Annotated in this window: 17 protein-coding genes and 3 tRNA genes; 3 read left to right on the forward strand and 17 right to left on the reverse strand. The window is 66.1% G+C overall.

Annotation, left to right across the window (positions count from 1 at the left end):
• Nucleotides 1–4 precede the first annotated feature (4 nt).
• The 8 genes from rpoB to JW792_RS06660 all read right to left on the reverse strand — a co-directional run bounded on the left by rpoB (nt 5) and on the right by JW792_RS06660 (nt 7,805).
• Entirely contained in the window at nt 5–4,084 is a 4,080-nt protein-coding gene (gene rpoB / locus JW792_RS06625) for a DNA-directed RNA polymerase subunit beta (RefSeq protein WP_135997604.1), read from the reverse strand.
• Nucleotides 4,085–4,327: 243 nt separating this feature from the next.
• Nucleotides 4,328–4,702: a 50S ribosomal protein L7/L12 gene (rplL, locus tag JW792_RS06630; RefSeq protein WP_135997603.1), complete on the reverse strand. Its 375-nt coding sequence runs from the start codon at nt 4,700–4,702 to the stop codon at nt 4,328–4,330.
• A 48-nt stretch (nt 4,703–4,750) separates the two neighbouring features.
• A complete protein-coding gene (rplJ, locus tag JW792_RS06635) occupies nt 4,751–5,266 on the reverse strand; it encodes a 50S ribosomal protein L10 (protein ID WP_135997602.1) in 516 nt (171 codons plus the stop codon).
• Between the two features lie 321 nt (nt 5,267–5,587).
• Nucleotides 5,588–6,298 carry a 50S ribosomal protein L1 gene (rplA, locus tag JW792_RS06640; protein ID WP_135997601.1) on the reverse strand — a complete coding sequence of 237 codons (711 nt, stop codon included), beginning with the start codon at nt 6,296–6,298 and terminating at the stop codon, nt 5,588–5,590.
• Nucleotides 6,299–6,304: 6 nt separating this feature from the next.
• Entirely contained in the window at nt 6,305–6,733 is a 429-nt protein-coding gene (gene rplK, locus JW792_RS06645) for a 50S ribosomal protein L11 (RefSeq protein WP_135997600.1), read from the reverse strand.
• A gap of 127 nt (nt 6,734–6,860) precedes the next feature.
• Nucleotides 6,861–7,394: a transcription termination/antitermination protein NusG gene (gene nusG, locus JW792_RS06650; protein WP_135997599.1), complete on the reverse strand. Its 534-nt coding sequence runs from the start codon at nt 7,392–7,394 to the stop codon at nt 6,861–6,863.
• Nucleotides 7,395–7,400: 6 nt separating this feature from the next.
• Nucleotides 7,401–7,691 carry a preprotein translocase subunit SecE gene (gene secE / locus JW792_RS06655; RefSeq protein ID WP_135997598.1) on the reverse strand — a complete coding sequence of 97 codons (291 nt, stop codon included), beginning with the start codon at nt 7,689–7,691 and terminating at the stop codon, nt 7,401–7,403.
• A gap of 38 nt (nt 7,692–7,729) precedes the next feature.
• Nucleotides 7,730–7,805: transfer RNA gene (locus JW792_RS06660), tRNA-Trp, on the reverse strand.
• A gap of 228 nt (nt 7,806–8,033) precedes the next feature.
• On the opposite strand from JW792_RS06660, the gene JW792_RS06665 reads away from it, so the two are divergent.
• The gene (locus JW792_RS06665) at nt 8,034–9,197 is read left to right on the forward strand and encodes an aspartyl/asparaginyl beta-hydroxylase domain-containing protein (protein WP_135997597.1); all 1,164 of its coding nucleotides are present in this window, start codon (nt 8,034–8,036) and stop codon (nt 9,195–9,197) included.
• 96 nt (nt 9,198–9,293) lie between these two features.
• Here JW792_RS06665 and JW792_RS06670 read toward each other — a convergent pair whose 3' ends face one another.
• From JW792_RS06670 to tuf, 3 genes are all read right to left on the reverse strand, one after another.
• Entirely contained in the window at nt 9,294–12,347 is a 3,054-nt protein-coding gene (locus JW792_RS06670; protein WP_206340922.1) for a TonB-dependent receptor domain-containing protein, read from the reverse strand.
• 256 nt (nt 12,348–12,603) lie between these two features.
• Nucleotides 12,604–15,621: a TonB-dependent receptor plug domain-containing protein gene (locus tag JW792_RS06675; protein ID WP_206340923.1), complete on the reverse strand. Its 3,018-nt coding sequence runs from the start codon at nt 15,619–15,621 to the stop codon at nt 12,604–12,606.
• 373 nt (nt 15,622–15,994) lie between these two features.
• On the reverse strand, nt 15,995–17,170 hold the full coding sequence (gene tuf, locus JW792_RS06680) for an elongation factor Tu (protein ID WP_206340921.1): 1,176 nt from the start codon (nt 17,168–17,170) through the stop codon (nt 15,995–15,997).
• Nucleotides 17,171–17,338: 168 nt separating this feature from the next.
• Here tuf and JW792_RS06685 point away from each other — a divergent pair, with 168 nt between their 5' ends.
• Nucleotides 17,339–18,331, forward strand: coding sequence for a zinc-dependent alcohol dehydrogenase family protein (locus JW792_RS06685; RefSeq protein WP_135996466.1), 993 nt, complete (start codon nt 17,339–17,341; stop codon nt 18,329–18,331).
• A gap of 185 nt (nt 18,332–18,516) precedes the next feature.
• Here JW792_RS06685 and JW792_RS06690 read toward each other — a convergent pair.
• The 6 genes from JW792_RS06690 to JW792_RS06715 all read right to left on the reverse strand — a co-directional run bounded on the left by JW792_RS06690 (nt 18,517) and on the right by JW792_RS06715 (nt 21,529).
• A tRNA-Gly gene (locus JW792_RS06690) sits at nt 18,517–18,590 on the reverse strand.
• Nucleotides 18,591–18,766: 176 nt separating this feature from the next.
• Nucleotides 18,767–18,855, reverse strand: a tRNA-Leu gene (locus JW792_RS06695).
• Between the two features lie 89 nt (nt 18,856–18,944).
• The gene (locus tag JW792_RS06700; protein ID WP_135996465.1) at nt 18,945–19,574 is read right to left on the reverse strand and encodes an ATP-dependent Clp protease proteolytic subunit; all 630 of its coding nucleotides are present in this window, start codon (nt 19,572–19,574) and stop codon (nt 18,945–18,947) included.
• A 136-nt stretch (nt 19,575–19,710) separates the two neighbouring features.
• Nucleotides 19,711–20,139 (reverse strand): YfbK domain-containing protein, encoded by a 429-nt coding sequence (locus JW792_RS06705; protein ID WP_135996464.1) that lies wholly within the window; start codon nt 20,137–20,139, stop codon nt 19,711–19,713.
• Nucleotides 20,136–20,681, reverse strand: a complete 546-nt coding sequence (locus JW792_RS06710; RefSeq protein ID WP_158291628.1) for a vWA domain-containing protein — start codon at nt 20,679–20,681, stop codon at nt 20,136–20,138. The genes JW792_RS06705 and JW792_RS06710 overlap by 4 nt, the downstream gene beginning before the upstream one ends.
• A 44-nt stretch (nt 20,682–20,725) precedes the next feature.
• Nucleotides 20,726–21,529 carry a tyrosine-type recombinase/integrase gene (locus tag JW792_RS06715; RefSeq protein ID WP_135996462.1) on the reverse strand — a complete coding sequence of 268 codons (804 nt, stop codon included), beginning with the start codon at nt 21,527–21,529 and terminating at the stop codon, nt 20,726–20,728.
• Here JW792_RS06715 and JW792_RS06720 point away from each other — a divergent pair.
• Complete coding sequence (locus tag JW792_RS06720) at nt 21,486–22,067, forward strand: recombinase family protein (RefSeq protein ID WP_206340924.1); 582 nt, start codon at nt 21,486–21,488, stop codon at nt 22,065–22,067. The two genes, JW792_RS06715 and JW792_RS06720, sit on opposite strands and share 44 nt — an antisense overlap.
• Nucleotides 22,068–22,270 lie beyond the last annotated feature (203 nt).

Consider the following 22,270-nt stretch of genomic DNA (forward strand, 5'->3'; position numbering starts at 1 on the left):
GCGATTACTCGTTGACCAGCTCGACGTTGAGACCGAGCGAGCGCATTTCCTTGACGAGCACGTTGAAGCTCTCCGGGATGCCGGCCTCGAACGTGTCGTCGCCGCGCACGATGGCCTCGTAGACCTTGGTGCGGCCCGCGACGTCGTCCGACTTCACGGTCAGCATCTCCTGCAGGGTGTAGGCAGCGCCGTAGACCTGCAGGGCCCAGACTTCCATCTCGCCGAAGCGCTGGCCGCCGAACTGCGCCTTGCCGCCCAGCGGCTGCTGGGTGACGAGCGAGTACGGGCCGATCGAGCGCGCGTGGATCTTGTCGTCCACGAGGTGGTGGAGCTTCAGCAGGTGCTTGATGCCCACCGTGACCTTGCGCTTGAAGGCCTCGCCGGTCTGGCCGTCATAGAGTACGACCTGGCCGCTCTCGTCCATGCCGGCCGCCTTCAGCATCTCCACGATGTCCGGCTCGCGCGCGCCGTCGAAGACGGGCGTGGCGATCGGAACGCCGTTGGCGAGATTGCGGCCGAGTTCGGCGAGATCGCTCTCGTCCTCGGGCAGTTCCTGGTCGTCGCCATAGGCCAGCTTGAGCTGCTTCTTCAGCGCATCGGCCTTGCCGTCGCGCATGAAGGCCTCGTAGGCCTCGCCGATCTGGCGGCCGAGGCCCTTGCAGGCCCAGCCCAGGTGCGTCTCCAGGATCTGGCCCACGTTCATGCGCGAGGGCACGCCCAGCGGGTTCAGCACGATGTCGACCGGCGTGCCGTCTTCCAGGAAGGGCATGTCCTCGATCGGGTTGATCTTGGAGATGACGCCCTTGTTGCCGTGACGGCCGGCCATCTTGTCGCCGGGCTGGAGCTTGCGCTTCACCGCGACGAAGACCTTGACCATCTTCATCACGCCCGGAGGCATCTCGTCGCCGCGCTGCAGCTTCTCGACCTTGTCCTCGAAGCGCCGGTCGAGCCGGGCCTTGGACTCGTCGAACTGCTTCTTCAGCGCCTCGACCTCGGCCATCGCCTTCTCGTCTTCCAGGCCGATCTTCCACCACTGCGACTGGGGCACTTCCTCGAGGCTCTCCTCGGTGACGTCGCCCTTCTTGAAGCCGCGCGGGCCGGAAACTGCCTTCCTGCCGATGAGGATGTCCTTCAGGCGCGAGAAGATGTCGCGCTCCAGGATCGCCAGCTCGTCGTCGCGGTCCTTGCCCAGGCGCTCGATCTCCTCGCGCTCGATCGTGATCGCGCGCTCGTCCTTCTCGATGCCGTGGCGGTTGAACACGCGCACTTCCACGATCGTGCCCGAGGTGCCCGGCGGCAGACGCAGCGAGGTGTCGCGCACGTCGGACGCCTTCTCCCCGAAAATCGCGCGCAGGAGCTTCTCCTCCGGCGTCATCGGGCTTTCGCCCTTCGGGGTCACCTTGCCGACCAGGATGTCGCCGGCTTCCACCTCGGCGCCGATCGCCACGATGCCCGCCTCGTCGAGATTGCGCAGGGCTTCCTCGCCGACGTTCGGGATGTCGCGGGTGATCTCCTCGGGGCCGAGCTTGGTGTCGCGGGCCATGACCTCGAACTCCTCGATGTGGATCGAGGTGAAGACGTCATCGCGCACGATACGCTCGGAGATGAGGATGGAGTCCTCGAAGTTGTAGCCGTTCCAGGGCATGAAGGCGACGAGCACGTTGCGCCCGAGCGCCAGCTCGCCGAGATCGGTCGAGGGACCGTCGGCGATGATGTCGCCCGCCTTCACCTGGTCGCCGACCTTCACGATCGGACGCTGGGTGATGCAGGTCGACTGGTTGGAGCGCTGGAACTTTGCCAGGCGGTAGATGTCGACGCCCGAGGCCGTGGCCTCGATGTCGCCGGTCGCACGCACGACGATACGCATCGCGTCGACCTGCTCCACCACGCCGTCGCGGCGCGCCGCGATGGCCGAACCGGAATCGCGGGCCACGACCGATTCCATGCCGGTGCCCACGAGCGGGGCCTCGGCCTTCAGGAGCGGCACGGCCTGACGCTGCATGTTCGAGCCCATCAGGGCGCGGTTGGCGTCGTCGTTCTCCAGGAACGGGATGAGCGCAGCGGCGACGGAGACGACCTGCTTCGGCGAGACGTCGATATAGTCCACGTCCTCGCGCGGGATCAGGGTCGCGTCGCGGCCGGGCCCGATGCGGCAGTTGACGAACTCGTTCGCCAGCTCGCCCTTATCGTTCACCGTCGCGTTGGCCTGGGCGATGTTGTACTTCGCCTCCTGCATGGCGGAGAGATAGTCCACCTGGTCGGTGAGCTTGCCGTTCTCCACCTTGCGGTACGGGCTCTCGATGAAGCCGTACTTGTTGACCCGCGCATAGGTCGAGAGCGAGTTGATGAGGCCGATATTCGGGCCTTCCGGCGTCTCGATCGGGCAGATCCGGCCATAGTGGGTCGGGTGCACGTCGCGCACCTCGAAGCCCGCACGCTCACGGGTGAGACCGCCCGGCCCGAGCGCCGACATGCGGCGCTTGTGGGTGACTTCCGAGAGCGGGTTGGTCTGGTCCATGAACTGGGAGAGCTGGGAGGAGCCGAAGAACTCGCGCACCGCGGCCGCGGCCGGCTTCGCGTTGACGAGGTCGTGCGGCATCACGGTCTCGATATCGACCGAGCTCATGCGCTCCTTGATCGCACGCTCCATGCGCAGCAGGCCGATGCGGTACTGATTTTCCATCAGCTCGCCGACCGAGCGCACGCGCCGGTTGCCCAGATTGTCGATGTCGTCGATCTCGCCCTTGCCGTCGCGCAGGCCGACGAGGGTCTTGAGCACGGCGAGGATGTCTTCCTTGCGCAGCACGCGCACGGTGTCTTCCGCGTCGAGATCGAGGCGCATGTTCATCTTGACGCGGCCGACCGGGGACAGGTCGTAGCGTTCCGGGTCGAAGAACAGGCCCTGGAACAGCGCTTCGGCCGTCTCCGGGGTCGGCGGCTCGCCCGGGCGCATGACGCGGTAGATGTCCACCAGCGCCTGCTCGCGGGACTCGTTCTTGTCCACCGCCAGGGTCTGGCGCATGTAGCCGCCGACATTGACGCCGTCGATATCGAGGACCTCGAGCGTGTCGATGCCCGCTTCCTCGATCTCCTTCAGGCTCTCCTCGGTGAACTCGTCGCCGGCCTCGATGAAGATCTCGCCGGTTTCGAGATTCACGATGTCTTCCGCGGCGAAGCGGCCGATCAGGTCGTCGGTGGCCACGACGAGCTTCTCGACACCGTCCTCGGCGAGCTTGTTGGCCGCGCGCGCGGAGATCTTCTTGCCGGCCGGGGCGACGACTTCGCCCGTCTTGGCGTCGATCAGGTCTCGCTGCGGCTTGGCCCCGCGCCAGCGCTCCTTGAAGAAGGGCATGGTCCAGCCCTTCTTGGTGCGCTCGAAGCTGATGCGGTCGTAGAAGGTGGCGAGGATCTCCTCACGGTCGAGGCCCAGCGCATAGAGCAGCGTCGTCGCCGGCAGCTTGCGGCGGCGGTCGATGCGCACGTGGACGATGTCCTTGGCGTCGAACTCGAAATCCAGCCAGGAACCGCGATAGGGGATGATGCGCGCGGCGAAGAGGTACTTGCCCGACGCGTGGGTCTTGCCCTTGTCGTGGTCGAAGAACACGCCGGGGCTGCGGTGCATCTGGGAGACGATGACGCGCTCGGTGCCGTTGACGATGAAGGTGCCCTTGTCGGTCATGAGCGGGATATCGCCCATGTAGACGTCCTGCTCCTTGATGTCCTTGACCGAGCGAGCGCCGGTTTCCTCGTCCACATCGAACACGATGAGGCGCATCTTCACCTTCAGCGGCGCGGCATAGGTGATGTCACGCTGCATGCACTCGTCGACGTCGTACTTGGGCGCCTCGAACTCGTAGTTCACGAACTCCAGCACCGCGCGCTCGGAGAAGTCCTTGACCGGGAAGACGGACTTGAACACCGCCTGCAGCCCTTCGTCGGGGCGCGACGCCGCGTCCATGTCCTTCATCAGGAACTGGTCGTAGGAATGTTTCTGAACCTCGATGAGGTTCGGCATCTCGACCGCTTCGGGGATACGCCCGAACGACTTGCGAATGCGCTTCTTGCCGGTGAACGACAGACCCATTTCCGCTCCCTTCAAGGCCTATGGCCTTGCGCCTTCCGTAAGAGCCGCGACTGCCGCGGCCCCTCTCCATCCCTTTGAAACGGCCCGCCGAGGGGGATGGCGGACCGGCCCTGCCGCTCCCGGGACGGGACGAAACGGCGGGCGAAATTCCAGAAACGGCTCGACGGGCGCGCGGGAAAAGCCCCGCGCGCCCGTCAAACACCGTCGCGTTCCCGGATCGCAGTCATGCGCTCCGCGAACGGCTTACTTCAGCTCGACCTTGGCGCCGGCCTCTTCGAGCTTCTTCTTGATCTCTTCGGCTTCGGCCTTGTTGGCGCCTTCCTTGACGGCCTTGCCACCGGCTTCCACGAGATCCTTCGCTTCCTTCAGGCCGAGACCCGTGATCGCGCGGACTTCCTTGATCACGTTGATCTTCTTGTCGCCCGCGGAGACGAGGATCACGTCGAACTCGTCCTTTTCCTCGGCAGCCGGGCCGGCTTCACCGGCGGCGGCAGGCGCCATGGCGACCGCAGCGGCGGCCGGCTTGATGCCCTTTTCTTCGAGGATGTCGTTGAGTTCCTTGGCTTCCAGAATGGTCAGGCCCAGGAGTTCTTCAGCAAGTTTAGCTACGTCAGCCATTGGATTTCATCCTTGGTTGGAGTGTCAGTTCGAATGCGGGTAAATGACCTAGGCTTCGGCCTTCTCTGCGATGACCTGAATGCAGCCGGCCAGGGTCTGGCCGGGCGCATTGACGCGCGAGACGATCTCGCCCGCCTGGCCGAGAAGACGGCCGACGATGGTCCCGATGAGCTCTTCGCGCGAAGGCATCTTGGACAGCGCCTCGATACCCTTGGCGTCGAACACCTCCTCGTCCATGAAGCCGCCGAGGATGGCGAACTTGTCGTTCCCCTTGGCGTACTCCACCGCGACCTTGGGGGCGGACACGAAGTCCTCGGAGTAGGCGATGCCGACAGGTCCGGTGAACATGTGGGCAGCCTTCTCTCCGGGTTGCCCCTGGAGCGCGATCTTGGCGAGGCGGTTGCGAACCACCTTGAACGTGCCGCCCGCCTCGCGAAGCTTGGCGCGCAGCTCGGTCATTTCCGCAACGGTCATGCCCGAATAGTGGGCAAGGACCACGGATCCGCTACCCGCGAAGACGCTCTTCAGCTCTTCAACGGTCGCTTCCTTGGTCTGGCGATCCATTTGCGGTCTCCCTGTTTCGAGCCGCTCACCACGAGCGGCCCGGTGAAAGGCGCCCGCCGCGATGCGTCCCGTGCCCTTGCGGACGAAGACGCGCCCCGGTGAGCGCATTCCTGTCCCAGGGCTCGAACCGACCGCTCCAACGCGTTGGAACGTTCGGGTTCTTGCTCTGTCTCACCCAGGGCCCGTCGAAGGGATTAAGGCACCCGTTTCAGAGCACCCCCTGTGATCTCGGACAGGTCGTACGGCGCGGGAACCGGATGGCCCCTTGCCGTACTGCCCGCCAGCCCGGCAGCCCGGGCCGGCGGGAAACTCTCGGCCTCGTCAGGCAGCCGCGGCGGTCGCGGACGCTTCTGAGGTGTCGATCCTGACGCCCGGCCCCATCGTGGAGCTGAGCGCGATCTTCTTCACGTACTGGCCCTTGGCGCCCGACGGCTTGGCCTTCAGGAGCGCATCGAGCAGGGCGCGGATGTTCTCGCTCAGCGCCTTCTCACCGAAGCTCGCCTTGCCGACGCCGCAGTGCACGATGCCGTTCTTCTCGACGCGGAACTCGACCGCGCCACCCTTGGAATCCTGCACCGCCTTGGCGACGTCCATGGTCACCGTGCCGACCTTCGGGTTCGGCATCATGCCGCGCGGGCCGAGCACCTTACCCAGGCGCCCGACGAGCGGCATCATGTCCGGGGTGGCGATGACCTTGTCGAAATTGATGTTGCCGGCCTGGATCTGCTCGACCAGGTCCTCCGCGCCGACCACGTCGGCACCGGCCTTCTGGGCCTCGTCGGCCTTCGGGCCCTTGGCGAACACGGCCACGCGCACCGAGCGGCCGGTGCCGTTCGGCAGCGAGACCACGCCGCGCACCATCTGGTCGGCGTGACGCGGGTCGACACCGAGATTGACGGCGATCTCGACCGTCTCGTCGAACTTCGCCGTCGCCCGTTCCTTGACCAGCTTCACCGCCTCGTCGAGCGTGTAGAGCTTGCGCGGGTCGATTCCCTCGCGGGCCGCCGCGATACGTTTTGCAACTTTCGCCATGGCGCCTTACTCCGTCACTTCGAGGCCCATCGAGCGCGCGGAGCCCTCGATGATCCTGGTGGCCGCGTCGAGATCGACCGCGTTGAGATCCTTCATCTTGGTCTCGGCGATTTCGCGGCACTGGGTGCGCGTCACCTTGCCGATGAAGCCCTTGCCGGTCTCGCCCGAACCCTTCTGCACGCCGGCCGCCTTCTTCAGAAGGAAGCTCGCCGGCGGCGTCTTCGTGACGAAGGTGAAGGACTTGTCCTGGTAGACCGTGATGGTCGTGGGGATCGGGATCCCCTTCTCCATCTCCTGGGTCTTCGCGTTGAACGCCTTGCAGAATTCCATGATGTTCACGCCGCGCTGACCCAGCGCCGGACCGATCGGCGGCGACGGGTTGGCCGCGCCGGCGGGAACCTGCAGGTTGATGTAACCTGTGATCTTCTTCGCCATATCCCTCTACTCCTGTGACCGCCCCGAACGGAACGGCCGCTTCAAAAACGCCGCGGATGCGGCGGCGGGCGGCGCGGTATGCAGATCCGGAATGGACTTCCCGGACCCTCCCGCACCGGTTTCACGGTCAGCTGGCTTTTTCCACCTGGCCGTATTCGAGCTCGACCGGGGTCGCCCGGCCGAAAATGTTGATCGCCACCTTCAGGATGCCACGTCCGTCATCGACGTCCTCGACGATCCCGGAGAAGCTCTGGAAGTGGCCGTCGGTCACACGGACCGTCTCGCCGATCTCGTAGGTGACGGCGGGACGCGGACGCTCCGCCTCCTCCTCCATCTGGCCCATGATCGCCTTGACTTCCTTTTCCGGAACCGGGGTCGGGCGCTTGCCCGAGCCGAGGAAGCCTGTGACCTTGGGCGTGTTCTTCACGAGGTGGTAGGCCTCGTCGGTCATGTCCATCTTCACGAGCACATAGCCCGGGAAATACTTGCGCTCGGTGTTGACCTTGCGGCCCTTGCGCACCTCGGTGACCTCCTCGGTCGGCACGAGGATCTCCTCGAACTTGTCCGTCAGGCCCTTCAGCTCCGCCTCGGCGCGGATCGCCTCTGCCACCTTCTTCTCGAAGTTGGAGTAGGCGTGGACGATGTACCACTTCGCGCTCATCCGGCGTTACGCTCCCAGGGCCAGCAGAAAATCGATGGTCAGGCTGATCAGCGAGTCGACGGCGAAGAAGAACAGCGCCGCAAAGCTGGCCATGATCAGCACCATGACGGTGGAGACGAGGGTCTCCTGGCGCGAGGTCCAGGTGACCTTGCGGCCTTCCTGGCGCACTTCACGCAGGAATTTCAGCGGGTTGAACCCCTTCTTGCGCGCAGGGGCGGGCGTCGCGGAAGCTGCGCTTCCACCCTTGTCTGCCGCGCCGGAACGGGCCGGCTGTCGCGTCTTTGCTTGTCGCGCCATGCGTCTCGCTTCTGATCCCGTGTTTGTCTGCCAGAGACTGGCAGGGGCGGAGGGTCTCGAACCCCCGACCTGCGGTTTTGGAGACCGCCGCTCTACCAGCTGAGCTACACCCCTAACAAAAGTCGCCCGTCACCAGCCGGGCCGCGCGCATTAGCACGGGACCGGCGGCCGGGCCAAGTCTTGAAAGCAGGTCTTTTAACGAGGCCTTTGCGATTAAGAAAGCCCCGCCCGGAAAAAATTCCAGCCCGGTCGCAGTCTTGCGGTCGGTTCGTGTTTGACCCCGCCGCGGCGGCGCGGTGAGATGGCGATACCGCAACGCGCGATCACATTCGGGGACAGAACATGCAGCAGTCGGCCGATATGCGCCAGGACGCCCAGGACGCCGCAGCCGCATTGCACGCCGGACGCCACCGGGAGGCGGCCGAGAAGTTCGCCGCGGCGCTGGCGCGTGATCCGCGCCAGATCGCGTGCGCGATCGGCCTCGCCTATGCGTGCAAGGCGCTTGGCGACCGGGCGGCCCAGGAGCGCGCGCTCGATCACGCGCTCGCGCTGGACGGGCGTAACCTGCATGCCCTGATCATGAAGGGCGACCTTTTTGAGGCCGATGGCGACAGCGCGGTCGCTGGCAAGTGGTACTCGGTTGCCCTGCGCGTCGCGGAGACTGTCGGACAGCTGCCCGCCCAGCTCGCGCAGGAGCTGGCGCGCATACGCGAGCGCAAGTCGCGGCTCGAGGAGGAATACGAGGCGCGCATCAGGCAGACCCTGGACGAGGCCGGCTTTCCCTCCATCCAGCCGGACAGCCGCTTCGCCCGCTCCCTCGACATCCTGCTCGGGCGGCGCGAGATCTTCGTGCAGGAACCCAAGCGCTATTACTTCCCGGGTCTGCCCCAGATCGAGTTCTACGACCGGCTCGACTTCGACTGGGTCCCGACACTCGAAGCGAAGACCGCGATCATCCGTGGCGAGCTCGAGGCCCTGCGGGCGGAGGGGGATTCCTTCACACCCTATCTCGAGGCCAACCAGTCCGGCCCGGTGACGCATCACCGCGACATGGTCGGCAATGACGACTGGGGCGCTTACTATCTCTGGAAGGACGGCCGGCCGGTCGAGGACCATGTCGCCCGCTTCCCCGAGACCGCCAAGGCCCTTCAGGACCTGCCGATACCACGCATCGAGGGTACCAGCCCCAACATCCTGTTCTCCCGTCTGAAGCCGGGCGCCTCCATCCCGCCCCATAACGGATTGATCAACACGCGGCTGATCTGCCACCTGCCCTTGATCGTTCCGGACGGCTGCGGCTTCCGCGTCGGCTCGCAGACCCGCCCCTGGGTGGAGGGCGAGCTGTTCATCTTCGACGATTCCATCGAGCACGAGGCCTGGAACCGCTCCGGCAAGGAGCGGGTCGTCCTTCTGTTCGAGATCTGGCGTCCCGAGCTTTCCGAAACCGAGCGGGCCCAGGTCAGCACGCTGCTGTCGTCGATCGGCGTGCGGACCAGCGACGGGTGAACCGGCACACCGGCGCAGGCGCCGGGAAGGTGAAAAGAAAGGGGCGGCGGATCGAAATCCGCCGCCCGTCAGTTTCGGTCGATCGTTTCCGACGGCCTAGAAGCTCTTGTTCACGCCGAAGAAGACGAAACGCCCGAGAGCATCATACACCTGCGGGAAGGTGTTGCCGTTGCCGGCACCCGCGCCCACAGCCGCCGACAGCGGAGGAGCCTCGTCGAACACGTTGTTGACGCCGGCGCGGAAGCGCAGATCGTCACGCGGCGACCAGCTGCCCGAGATGTCGAACCAGTTCCGGTCGGACAGGACCTCGTGGACCGGCGTGTCGGCCGGGAAGTTGTTGACCTCCCCGAAGTAGCGCCAGGTGCCCGTGACATCGAAATTCCACGGCGTGATCCAGGTGGCACGCAGCTTGTGGCGCCATTCCGGGTTCGAGGCTCCGAAGGTGGAGTTGCACGAGCCGCCGTAGAAACCGACGCAATCGAACTCGTCTGCGCCGGGGAACGGAACCCCCGCGAGCGATTCGAGGTAGGTCCCGACGAGTTCGAAATTGACCTCGCCGAGCTCGGACCCGACATCGGCCAGATCGAAGGTGTAGCTCGCCACGATGTCCACGCCCTGCGTCGACAGCTCACCGATATTCTGGTTGAGCGCGGTGATGAAGCCGCTCGGATTGGCCCACAGCGTCCCGCCGGCGCCCCGATTGATCAGCGAGCAGAACAACGGATCGCCCGTCAGCAGGCAGTTCTCCAGCGTCGCCGACTCCGGGATCGTCGAGATCGCATCCTCGACGGTGATGTCGAAATAGTCGACCGACAGCGTGAAGCCCGGCAGCATGGACGGGGTCAGCACGACGCCGATCGTGACGGTATCGGAGACCTCCGGAGCCAGACCGGCCTCACCACCACCGAGCGTGTTGAACTGGCCGGCCGGGTTGTCGGCGATATTGCCGTACTGGGCCGGTGTCACGCCGGTGTTCTGGCACTGTGCGAGAGTTCCGCGCGGCGCCGGCTGAGACGTCGCCGGATCGAAGTCGCCCGCGCAGGGATCGAACAGGCCGTTCGGGCCCGAAGAGAGGTCGAAGAGGCCGAGCACCTGGGGCGAGAACAGCTCGACCACGTTCGGCGCACGCACCGCACGCTGGTAGGCAGCGCGGATCCGCAGATCCGACGTCGGACCCCATTCCAGGCCCGCCTTGTAGGTGTCGGTCGAAGTCCCCGTGTTGTACTCCGAGAAGCGATAGGCGCCCTCGAAGTTCAGGAACTCGATGCCGGGACGGTTCTCGACCAGCGGCACCTGGACCTCGCCGAAGAGTTCCCAGACATCCGTCGAACCGGAAACCGGCAGGGTCGCACCGCCCTGACCGAAGCCGTCGCCGGACTGGTAGGCCTCGTCCGGGTTCCGCTCGAGGGTGTCGCGGCGGTACTCGGCACCGAGCGCGATGCTGACCGGGGTGTCGGCGGCCGGCGACTGGATCCCGTAGCGGGCCAGGTCACCGAAGATCGAGCCGGAGATCACCTGCTGGGTCGTGGAGCCCTGCTCCTGCAGGGGCGAGGTGATGTAGTTCAGCGACTCCGCCGAGGGCGTACCGGAGAAGATGTTGTACGGCACGCAGCTCGGCGCGTCGTTGGCCGGGTCGGCATCGACGTTCACGCGGCACTGGATCGATCCGTCCGGAGCCAGGGCAGCGTCGAGGGCCAGCGAGGACTTCCGGATCGACAGCTCGTTCTGGTAGCGGCTCGCATAGATGACCCTGGCGTAGGAGCCGAAGACATCGTAGTCGAAGCCGGTGTCGAAGAACGCGCCACGCGTGCCCACCACACCGCGATAGGTGGTGTTCTCGATCAGGTTCTGGCGCGGGCCGCCTTCCACGTTGCGGCGCAGGATCAGCACGCCTTCGGCGACATCGTCACCGGACAGGCCGTTCTGCGTGCACAGGAAGTCGACCTGCTGCGCGGTCAGGAACGGGTTCGAGCAGCGGATGCCGCCCGACTGGCCCGCCACGCCGCCGCCGAACACGCCCGACGGGGCGATCTGGGCATTGGTGACCGTGTCGGTGAAGCCGAGTTCGGTATAGACGTCGAAGTGAGGATTGAACTCGTAGTGGGCGAACGTGCCGAACGTGTAACGCTCGTCCGGACGCTGGTAGAAGTTGAACGGGTTGAAGTTGAACGTGTCCGTTACGAAGTCCCGAGGAATGAACTCCGAGCCGTCGGTGCGGAACCACAGGCCGGTCCCCGGACGGGTCGGGCCGAGGTTCAGGAAGTTCGCCACCGCGTTGGTCGACGAACCCGAGCAGGTGAACTCGGTGCCGCTGTTGCGGGTGCCGAAGGCGCACGCGGAGTAGTCGCGGTTGGCCTGGTAGACCGGGTTCACTTCACGATAGGTGATGTAGGCCGTCGCGTTGCCGCGCCCGTCCGGCGTGTTCACGCCGAGCACGCCGGAAAGCTGGACCGCCTCGCCGTCCACCACGTTCTCGTCCGGCAGCCTGAACTGGTCCGGGTTGGCCGCGTTGAACTCCTCGATCAGCGACTGGATCGAGTGGTCGTTGTGGTGCTGGTAGAAGCTGTACTGGGCGTCGAGCTCGAGACCCTCGAAGTCATCGACCATGATGAAGTTGACGACGCCGGAGACCGCGTCCGAACCGTACACCGCCGAGGCGCCGCCGGTCAGGACCTCGACGCGCTCGATGAGCTGGCCGGGGATCTGGTTGAGGTCGGCGGCCTGGGCGCCGACGATCGGCGAACCGAAGGGCAGACGACGGCCGTTCTGCAGCACCAGGGTGCGCACCGAGCCGAGACCGCGAAGGTTCACGGTGGCGGTACCCGAGGCGCCGTTGGAGATGTTGGAACCCTGGGCGGCGAAGGCCTGCGGCAGGGTGTTGATCATGTCTTCGACACGCAGGATGCCGCGATCGGCGATCTCCTGGGCGTCGATCTGGGTGACCGGGCTGACCGCGACGAGGTTCGCCGAGCGGATACGCGTACCGGTCACGACAACGACGTCTTCCTGATCGCGGATGTCGCTGGCTTCGTCACGGGTCGGGGCGGCCGGCTCTTCCAGAGGCTCCTGGGCCCAGGCCGGAGCGGAAAGCCCCAGACCGGTCAGGAGCGTGGACGCCATCGCCCAGGCCTTCAAATTCTTCGGTTGCATGGTGATGTGTCTCCCCATCGTTGATATGCGATCTCGTATCTGCCAGCCATTTTGTTATGGCTTGACCACCATGCGACTTAATCCGCGTCGGCAGCCCTGTTCAATCGATCACCTCCGTAAGGTGCGCATTTGATCACCGCTGTGTGACAATTATGCTTCAGCGTTCCGGGCACGGTTTGTCCCGGTCGGCAGGCAAAAGAAAAGCGGCGGGTCCGAGGACCCGCCGCCGCAGTTGGTCTGATCGTGATGACTTCTCTTAGAAGCCTTGCGTGATGCCGAAGAACACGTACCGGCCAAGGGCATCGTACACCTGCGGATAGGTGTTGCCGTTGCCGAAGCCGGCCCCGACGGACGCCGAGAGCGGCGGGGCTTCGTCGAGCACGTTGTTCACGCCGAAGCGCACGCTGGTGCCTTCGCGGGCATGCCAGTTCGCCGAGATGTCGAACCAGTTCTGCGAGTCGAGCGTCTCGTGGACGGCAGCGCCGCCACCGAAGATGTCGACTTCACCGAAGTAGCGCCAGGTACCCGTCACGTCGACATCCCACGGGGTGACCCAGGTCGTGCGCAGCTTGTGGCGCCATTCCGGGTTCGGGGTGCCGCACTGCGATCCGTAGAAGCCGACGCAGTCGAACGGCGTGGCGCCCGGGAAGGACACCGTCTCGAGCTGGTCGAGATACGTGCCGACGAGCTCGACATTCAGCTCGCCGGTGCCGGCGGCCATGTTGTCGAGATCGAAGGTGTAGCTCGCCACCACGTCGACGCCGCGGGTCGAGAGCTCCCCGATGTTCTGGTTCGTGGCAACCACGAAGCCGGTCGGGTTGGCCCACAGCGTTCCGCCATTGCCGCGATTGATCAGCGAGCAGAACTCCGCAGCGCCGGTCGCGAGACACTGAGCCAGCGCCTGGGACGGCGGGACCGTCGAGATCGCGTCCTCGACGACGATGTCGAAGTAGTCGATCGACAGCGTGAAGCCGGGCAGCGCCGACGGCGTGAACACGGCACCGAAGGTGATCGTGTCCGACGTCTCCGGCCCGAGATCCGGGTTGCCGCCGAACAGGGCGTTGAACTGACCGGCCGGGTTGTCGGCGATGTTGCCGTACAGGGCCGGGGTCACGCCGGTGTTCGCGCAGGCCGCCTGGCTCGCCGCAGGCGTGGTGCCCGCGCACGGATCGTAGAGGCCATTGGCGTTCTGCGACAGGTCGAACAGGCCGATGCCGGTCGGCGAGAACAGCTCGACCACGTTCGGCGCACGCACCGCACGCTGGTAGCTGGCCCTCACGCGCAGATCTGCCGTCGGACCCCACTCAAGGCCTGCCTTGTAGGTGTCGGTCGACACGCCCGTCGAGTACTCCGAGAAGCGATAGGCGCCCTCGAAGTTCAGGAACTCGATGCCGGGACGGTTCTCGACCAGCGGCACCTGGACCTCGCCGAAGAGTTCCCAGACGTCCGTCGAACCGGAAACCGGGTTCGTCGGGCCGCCCTGACCGAAGCCGTCGCCGGACTGGTAGGCCTCGTCCGGGTTCCGGTCGAGGGTGTCGCGGCGGTATTCGGCACCGAGCGCGATCCCCACCGGGGTGTCGGCGGCCGGCGACTGGATCCCGTAGCGGGCCAGGTCACCGAAGATCGAGCCGGAGATCACCTGCTGGGTCGTAGTGCCCTGCTCCTGCAGCGGCGAGGTGATGTAGTTCAGCGCCGCAGCCGAGGGCGTACCGGAGAAGATGTTGTACGGCACGCAGCCCGGCGCGTCGTTGGCCGGATCGGCGTCCGCGTTGACGCGGCAGACGATGTTGCCGTTCACGTCGCGCGCAGCGTCGAGGGCCAGCGAGGACTTCCGGATCGACAGCTCGTTCTCGTACTCGTTCGCATACGTGACCTTGGCGTAGGAGCCGAAGACATCGTAGTCGAAGCCGGTGTCGAAGAACGCGCCACGCGTGCCCACCACACCGCGATAGGTGGTGTTCTGGATGTGGCTCTGACGCGGGCCGCCTTCCACGTTGCGGCGCAGGATCAGCACGCCTTCGGCGACATCGTCACCGGACAGGCCGTTCTGCGTGCACAGGAAGTCGACCTGCTGCGCGGTCAGGAACGGGTTCGAGCAGCGGATGCCGCCCGACTGGCCCGCCACGCCGCCGCCGAAGATGCCCGACGGGGCGATCTGGGCATTGGTGACCGTGTCGGTGAAGCCGAGTTCGGTATAGACGTCGAAGTGACGGTTGAACTCGTAGTGGGCGAACGTGCCGAACGTGTAACGCTCGTCCGGACGCTGGTAGAAGTTGAACGGGTTGAAGTTGAACGTGTCCGTGGTGAAGTTCCGCGGAATGAACTCCGAACCGTTCGTCCGGAACCACAGGCCGGTCCCCGGACGGGTCGGGCCGAGGTTCAGGAAGTTCGCCACCGCGTTGGTCGACGAACCCGAGCAGGTGAACTCGGTGCCGCTGTTGCGGGTGCCGAGCGCGCACGCGGAGTAGTCGCGGTTGGCCTGGTAGACCGGGTTCACTTCACGATAGGTGACGTAGGCCGTCGCGTTGCCGCGCCCGTCCGGCGTGTTCACACCGAGGATCGCGGACAGCTGGGTCGCCTCGCCGTCCACCACGTTCTCGTCCGGCAGCTTGAACTGGTCCGGGTTGGCCGCGTTGAACTCCTCGATCAGCGACTGGATCGAGTGGTCGTTGTGGTGCTGGTAGAAGCTGTACTGGGCGTCGAGCTCGAGACCCTCGAAGTCATCGACCATGATGAAGTTGACGACGCCGGAAATCGCGTCCGAACCGTACACCGCCGAGGCGCCGCCGGTCAGGACTTCGACGCGCTCGATGAGCTGCGCCGGGACCTGGTTGAGGTCGGCGGCCTGGGCGCCGGCGATCGGCGAACCGAAGGGCAGACGACGGCCGTTCTGCAGCACCAGGGTGCGCACCGAGCCGAGACCGCGAAGGTTCACGGTGGCGGTACCCGAGGCGCCGTTGGAGATGTTGGAACCCTGGGCGGCGAAGGCCTGCGGCAGGGTGTTGATCATGTCTTCGACACGCAGGATGCCGCGATCGGCGATCTCCTGGGCGTCGATCTGGGTGACCGGGCTGACCGCGACGAGGTTCGCCGAACGGATACGCGTACCGGTCACGACAACGACGTCTTCCTGATCGCGGATGTCGCTGGCTTCGTCACGGGTCGGGGCGGCCGGCTCTTCCAGAGGCTCCTGGGCCCAGGCCGGAGCGGAAAGCCCCAGACCGGTCAGGAGCGTGGACGCCATCGCCCAGGCCTTCAAATTCTTCGGTTGCATGGTGATGTGTCTCCCCATCTATGCAGGCTTTGTGTTGTGCACACGGAAATCGGACCCGACAGGCGGGCCATTCCGAGTCGGACGGTATCGCCACGATTACTGGGAGGCAAACCCTTCGCCCCAGTGAAATCAAACAATGAGACAGGCGTGTGACAAATATGCTGCGCCTTGCTCACCTAGATTGATTTTCCGATCTCAATATTGGTGGTCGTTCGATTACTTTATGGAAGATAAGGTGTTCGTTCGATTACTTTCTGATTCAGATCGCCCCCGTCCCGGACCTGGAGCGTGAGGGTGTACGCGCCACGAAAAAGGGCCGCCCGGTTGCCGGGCGGCCCTGATTCGTCTCGCCGGTAAGGCGGGGGCTCGAAGACTACTCGAGGATCTTCGACACCACGCCCGCGCCGACCGTGCGCCCGCCCTCGCGGATGGCGAAGCGCAGCTTCTCTTCCATCGCGATCGGGGTGATCAGCTCGACATTGATCTCCACATTGTCGCCCGGCATCACCATCTCGGTGCCCTCTTTCAGGGTCACAACACCGGTCACGTCGGTCGTGCGGAAGTAGAACTGCGGACGGTAGTTGGAGAAGAACGGCGTGTGACGCCCGCCCTCTTCCTTCGTCAGGATGTAGGCCTCCGCCTCGAACTTCTTGTGCGGGGTGATCGAGCCCGGCTTGGCCAGAACCTGGCCGCGCTCAACGCCCTCACGGTCGATGCCGCGCAGCAGGATGCCCACATTGTCGCCCGCCTCGCCCTGGTCGAGCAGCTTGCGGAACATCTCAACGCCCGTGCACGTCGTCTTCACCGTGTCGCGGATGCCCACGATCTCGATCTCGTCGCCAACCTTCACGATGCCGCGCTCGATGCGGCCCGTCACGACCGTGCCCCGGCCCGAGATCGAGAACACGTCCTCGATCGGCATCAGGAAGGCCTGGTCCTTGGGACGCTCCGGCGTCGGGATGTACTCGTCCACAGCCGCCATCAGCTCGCGGATCTTGTCCTCGCCGATCTCGTTGTCGCGCCCTTCCATCGCCGCCAGCGCAGAGCCGGCAACGATCGGAATGTCGTCGCCCGGGAAGTCGTAGGAGGACAGAAGCTCGCGCACTTCCATCTCCACCAGCTCCAGAAGCTCCGGATCGTCGACCTGGTCCACCTTGTTCAGGAACACCACCAGGGCCGGAACGCCGACCTGGCGCGCCAGAAGAATGTGCTCGCGCGTCTGCGGCATCGGACCGTCCGCCGCGTTCACGACAAGGATCGCCCCGTCCATCTGAGCCGCGCCCGTGATCATGTTCTTCACGTAGTCCGCGTGGCCCGGGCAGTCCACGTGCGCGTAGTGACGGTTCTCCGTCTCGTACTCCACGTGCGCCGTCGAGATCGTGATCCCGCGCGCCTTCTCCTCAGGCGCACCGTCGATCTGGTCATACGCCCGGAACTCGCCGAAATACTTCGTGATCGCCGCCGTCAGCGTCGTCTTGCCGTGGTCAACGTGACCGATCGTGCCGATGTTCACGTGCGGCTTCGTGCGTGCAAACTTTTCCTTAGCCATCTCGCTCGAACCTTCATGATGGGATGGAACGTTAGAACGGCGCGAGACCGCACCGCGAAAACTGAGCGCGCGGGATAGCGTCCGTACGCGTCAATGGCAAGAGGTATGCGCGGTTCGCCCGCGCGCCGGCCTCCGGCGCGCGAAGTAGCCACTCTCGGAGACACGTCCATGCGCGCAATGGAACTCGACGAACCGGGTCAGGCGCTGCGGCTGCGCCAGCGCGACGATCCCGAGCCGGGCCGCGGCGAGGTGCGCCTGCGGGTGGCCGCCTGCGGCGTCTGCCGCACCGACCTGCACGTGGTGGACGGCGATCTGGAACAGCACCGCTCGCCCGTGATTCCCGGCCACGAGATCGTCGGCCGGGTCGATGCGATCGGCGAGGGTGTCGAGGACATCGCCGTCGGCGACCGGCTCGGCGTGCCCTGGCTCGGCTGGACGTGCGGGGCGTGCCGCTATTGCCGCTCGGGCCGGGAGAATCTCTGCGACAACGCCCAGTTCACCGGCTGGACCCGGCCCGGGGGCTTCGCGGACACGGCGATCGCCGACGCGCGCTACTGTTTCCCGATCCCCGACTCGTTCTCGGACGAGGCCGCCGCGCCGCTGCTGTGCGCGGGGCTGATCGGCCATCGCGCCTGGCGCATGGCCGGCGAGCCGGACCATGTGCGCCGCCTCGGCGTGTACGGCTTCGGCGCGGCCGCCCACCTGATGAGCCAGGTCGCGATCGCCCGGGGTCAGAAGGTCTACGCCTTCACCCGTCCAGGCGACGAGGCCGCGCAGGACTTCGCCCGCGAGCTCGGCTGCGTGTGGGCCGGCGGCTCGGACACCGCCCCGGACGAGGAACTCGACGCGGCGATCCTCTTCGCGCCGGTCGGCGATCTCGTGCCCGCCGCCCTGCGCGCCGTCGCCAAGGGCGGCACCGTGGTATGCGCCGGCATCCACATGAGCCCGATCCCGCAATTTCCCTACTCGATCCTGTGGGGCGAGCGCCGCCTCGTCTCGGTGGCCAACCTCACCCGGCAGGATGGTCTGGACTTCCTCCCCCTCGCTGCCGAGATCGGCATCGAGCCGCGCACCAGGACCTATGCGCTCGAAGAGGCCAACCAGGCGCTCGAGGATCTGCGGGAGGGCCGGCTGTCCGGCGCGGCGGTGCTGAAACCGTGAGCGGGGAAGCCGGGCCCGTCCGGCCGAAGCTCGCGCGGCGAGCGAAGCCCCTGCCGGGCATCCTCCGCCTTCAATCAATTCAGGGGATCGAACAGCCCGCCTCCGCCAAGGCTTCGGCGAGACGGGCTTCGCTCGAATGAAATGTGCCGGTTTGCCTAGCCGAAGCTCGCGAAGCGAGCGAAGGCTGGAGCGGGCGATCGGAATCGAACCGACATATGCAGCTTGGAAGGCTGCCGTTCTACCATTGAACTACGCCCGCATCGCCAAGCCCTTCCGTTGTGCCGCCGATCGGCGCGCGAGGCAAGCGCGGGGGGAAGATGGGTTGCAGATCGAGAGGCCCAGGCTCAGCTTGCCGAAGTTCGCGGGAGGTTCAGCCCGCCTTCGCCCTGTCGGCGCCGGCGAGGCCGGCTTCTCCTGCGTAACGCAAGAGAAGGCTGGTGCGGGCGGCCGGAGTCGAACCGGCACGGAGGTTGCCCTCCAACGGATTTTAAGTCCGGTGCGTCTACCAATTCCGCCACGCCCGCGCGCGTCCCGGAGGCGTATCCATAAAGCAGACGGGCCGGTCTTTTGAAAGACCGGCCCGCCGCTCGCGTCCCTTGAGGCAGGGGTCGGACTATTTCTTGATCTCGTCGACGCTGGTGACGATCTTGTCGCAGAGGCCGTACTCGATCGCGTCCTTGGCCGAGAGCCAGAAATCGCGGTCGGTGTCCTTCTCGATGCGTTCCAGCGGCTGGCCGGTGGCGTCGGAGAAGATCTGGTTCAGGCGCTGGCGCATGATCTGCATCTCGCGCACCTGGATCTCGATGTCGCTGGCCATCCCGCCGGCGCCGCCGGAGGGCTGGTGCAGCAGGAAGCGGGTGTTGGGCAGCGCGTAGCGGTCGCCCTTCTCGGCGCCGACATAGATGAGCGCGCCCGCGCTCGCCACCCAGCCGGAGCCGAGCGTGATCACGCGCGGTTTGATGAACTTCATCATGTCGTGGATCATGTCGCCGCTCTCGACATGGCCGCCGGGGCTGGAGATCACCATCAGGATCGGCTCGTCGCTCTTGCCGGCCATGGCCAGCAGCTGGGCGCAGACCGAGCGGGCCGCCTTGTCGTTGATCGAGCCGGTGATGAGGATGGTGCGGCTGTCGAACAGCGCCTTGCCGAGAAAGTCCGGCGCGGCCTTCAGCGCATCGGGATTCTCCTTGTCCTCGTCCTCGTCGTCGTTGCGGATGAGGCGGGGGTCGTAGGCATGGGCCATCGGAACAATCCTGTGATCTGAACGCGGGCGGAGGAGGCCGGCACGCGGCCGCCCGCCTCCGGTCGATGAGACTGGAGCAAGAGGGTAGGATGGCGCGGGCCCGCGAACAAGCGGTTGGCGAGCCCGTGCTGCAGCGCTACTCGCCCCGGCCCGAGGACCCGAGCCGCTCCTGCGCCGCGGCGGTCTCGGCGAGCCTTGCCAGCTGGACGAACTCGCCCCGGAGCCCGAACGGGTCCTCGCCGCGCGCGCCGTTGGCGATCGCGGCCGCATCGGAGAAGCCGAAATCGTTCAGATAGGGATCGCCGCGCAGCAGTTGGGCATAGGCCGCGGCGGCCACGGCGAAGCGCACCTCGCCATCGGCGTCCTCGAAGCGCGAGACCGCGTCGGCCTGCGTCACCGGGGTCTCGATCAGGCGGCTCTCCGCCTCGCCGGGGCGCTTGTAGCGGAGGCGCACGAAGGCGTATTCCCCCGACGGATCGGCAGCTTGCGGCCGGGCTTCATAGCGCAGCGGTTCCACCATCCGGGCCGGGCTGTCCGGCGCAACGATCTCGTAGATCGCGGTCACCGAATGAAGTCGCCGTCGGTCAGCAGCATGACGCGGTTGACCGCCGCCTCGTCGAAATTCTGCTCGGCCAGCGCATAGGCCTGGCGCAGCCCCTCCCCACCCGCGGTCGAGCCGCCCGCGCTCAGCCGGTCGAGCGCCGCCTCGATGCGCGCGCGTTCGGAGACGGGCGTGGGCTCGAGCACCGTGCCGGCCGCGCCGGCATAGACCACGATGCCGATCGTGTCGTCGGGATCGAGCTCGCCGAGCAGCATCCTGAGGCCCTGGATCGCGAGCGGCAGCTTGTCGGGGGAGTTCATCGAGCCGGAGACGTCGATCAGGAAGACCAGATTCGCGCGGGGGCGCTCGGCACGCGCGATATCGTAGCCCTGGATGCCGATGTGCATGAGCTGCGTCGCGTCATTCCACGGATTGGGCATCACGGTGACGTGCGCGGCGAACGGATCCCGTTCGCTTCGCGGCAGCGGATAGGCGTAGTCGAAATAATTGATGATGTGGTCAGGTTGACCTAAGGATTTGAAACTAGATGGAAAACGCCAGCACACTCTGCACACTTTGCACAATGTGTGCTGGACGTGTTCCCGGTGTGTTACGCCGTGTTCCGGCGCAGCTCCACGACGTTGCTCTCCTTGGCCTCCCCGGGCTTGCGCCGGGAGAGGGTCGCAACGGCGTCCTGTAGGTGGTCAGCGCTCAGGTGCGCGTAAATCTGGGTCACCTCGGTCGACGAGTGACGCAGGACCTTCTGCACCTCGTAGATCGGCACGCCCCGCATGATCATGCGCGAGGCCGCCGTGTGGCGCAGCTTGTGGAGCGTGATGTCGCCGAGCCCGGCCCGCTTGGCGGCGGGGCGGAAGCGGTACTCGATCCACTTGTAGGCGCGGCGGCGCTCCTCGTCGACGACATTCCCGCGCTCGTCCAAGGTGCCCTTCACCACCCGCCACCACGTGGGGTGATCCCAGAGGCGCTTGAGGTACTCCCGGGCGTCGGCGTTGAGTGGGACAGAGCCCGGCGAGCCGGACTTCTGCTGGTTCAGGACGAGCGTGTTGCCCACGAGGTCAGCCTTGCGGGCGAGGATCAGCTCGGAAACGCGCATCCCGGTCTGGAGCAGGATGTCCGCCACCAGAGCCAGCACAGTGCCGGTCCCGGGGAGCCACGGGTGGCCGCCGTTGTTCGTCGGGTTGGTCGGACGGTCCAGCGAGAGCAGCTCCGCGCGGAGGCGGTCCTCCTCCTCCTCGGTCTTGATGTAGACCGGGGCCTTGTCCTTCTTCCGCGTCGGGTACGGGAGCTTCGGCACGCTGTCGAGCTTCTCGTCCTCGCAGGCGATCTCCAGCGCGGTCGATAGGGTCGAGATGCGGCGCTGGATCGTCGAGGCCGACAGCCCCGCCTCTTCCATGACCTCGGTCCACTCACGCACGAGGCGCGTGGAGGCGCAGGAGCGTGAGCTGAGAGCAGCCGGAGCGGACAAGGTGTTCGCGGAGCAGGTCTCCTCAGTCGCCCAGCGCGACCAGCTTGAGGCGGCGCTGGAGTTCATCCGCGAGGGCGACACCCTGCTCGTCACGCGGCTTGATCGCCTCGCCCGCTCCATCCGGGACCTCATGGAGATCGTCGAGCGGGTGAAGGCCAAGGGTGCGGCCCTGCGCATCCTCGCCATGGACCTCGACACCTCCAGCGCCACCGGCAAGCTGATGCTCGGCATCCTCGGGTCTGTCGCCGAGTTCGAGCGAGAGATCATGCTGGAGAGGCAGCGAGAGGGGATCGCCAAGGCGAAGGCCGCAGGGAAGTACAAGGGCCGCGCCCCCACCGCCCGGCGCAAGGCCCCTGAGGTGCGCAAGCTGCTGTCCGAAGGGCTGACAGAGCTGGCGGTGGCCGAACGCCTCGGGATCAGCCGGTCGAGCGTCCAGCGGATCAAGCGAGAGATGGCAGCCGCCTAAGGGCTCCCTCGGGGTGTTGGGAGGAGGCGGGGGCTGGCTCTTCGGGGAGGTCCCAAGAACAGCCTAGAGAACCAACCCCGGGACCAAGGGTGCGCCCTAATTGGCGCGTCCCGCTCCCCTCGCCACTCTCTCCGGAACCGCCAGCTGATCGCCCTCCCAGCACTCGCGAAATGAGCGTGGGCCAGCGCCGATCAGGGCACCCC

Source organism: Marinicauda algicola, assembly GCF_017161425.1.
Lineage (GTDB): Bacteria > Pseudomonadota > Alphaproteobacteria > Caulobacterales > Maricaulaceae > Marinicauda > Marinicauda algicola.

Coding starts and splice junctions, on each gene's coding strand:
- secE (WP_135997598.1), bottom strand. CDS start 7,691: ATGGCGCGACAAGCAAAGACGCGACAGCCGGCCCGTTCCGGCGCGGCA.
- JW792_RS06700 (WP_135996465.1), bottom strand. CDS start 19,574: ATGGCCCATGCCTACGACCCCCGCCTCATCCGCAACGACGACGAGGAC.
- rplA (WP_135997601.1), bottom strand. CDS start 6,298: ATGGCGAAAGTTGCAAAACGTATCGCGGCGGCCCGCGAGGGAATCGAC.
- rplJ (WP_135997602.1), bottom strand. CDS start 5,266: ATGGATCGCCAGACCAAGGAAGCGACCGTTGAAGAGCTGAAGAGCGTC.
- rplL (WP_135997603.1), bottom strand. CDS start 4,702: ATGGCTGACGTAGCTAAACTTGCTGAAGAACTCCTGGGCCTGACCATT.
- JW792_RS06685 (WP_135996466.1), top strand. CDS start 17,339: ATGCGCGCAATGGAACTCGACGAACCGGGTCAGGCGCTGCGGCTGCGC.
- rplK (WP_135997600.1), bottom strand. CDS start 6,733: ATGGCGAAGAAGATCACAGGTTACATCAACCTGCAGGTTCCCGCCGGC.
- tuf (WP_206340921.1), bottom strand. CDS start 17,170: ATGGCTAAGGAAAAGTTTGCACGCACGAAGCCGCACGTGAACATCGGC.
- JW792_RS06715 (WP_135996462.1), bottom strand. CDS start 21,529: ATGGAAGAGGCGGGGCTGTCGGCCTCGACGATCCAGCGCCGCATCTCG.
- nusG (WP_135997599.1), bottom strand. CDS start 7,394: ATGAGCGCGAAGTGGTACATCGTCCACGCCTACTCCAACTTCGAGAAG.
- rpoB (WP_135997604.1), bottom strand. CDS start 4,084: ATGGGTCTGTCGTTCACCGGCAAGAAGCGCATTCGCAAGTCGTTCGGG.
- JW792_RS06670 (WP_206340922.1), bottom strand. CDS start 12,347: ATGCAACCGAAGAATTTGAAGGCCTGGGCGATGGCGTCCACGCTCCTG.
- JW792_RS06675 (WP_206340923.1), bottom strand. CDS start 15,621: ATGCAACCGAAGAATTTGAAGGCCTGGGCGATGGCGTCCACGCTCCTG.
- JW792_RS06720 (WP_206340924.1), top strand. CDS start 21,486: ATGCGGCGCTGGATCGTCGAGGCCGACAGCCCCGCCTCTTCCATGACC.
- JW792_RS06665 (WP_135997597.1), top strand. CDS start 8,034: ATGCAGCAGTCGGCCGATATGCGCCAGGACGCCCAGGACGCCGCAGCC.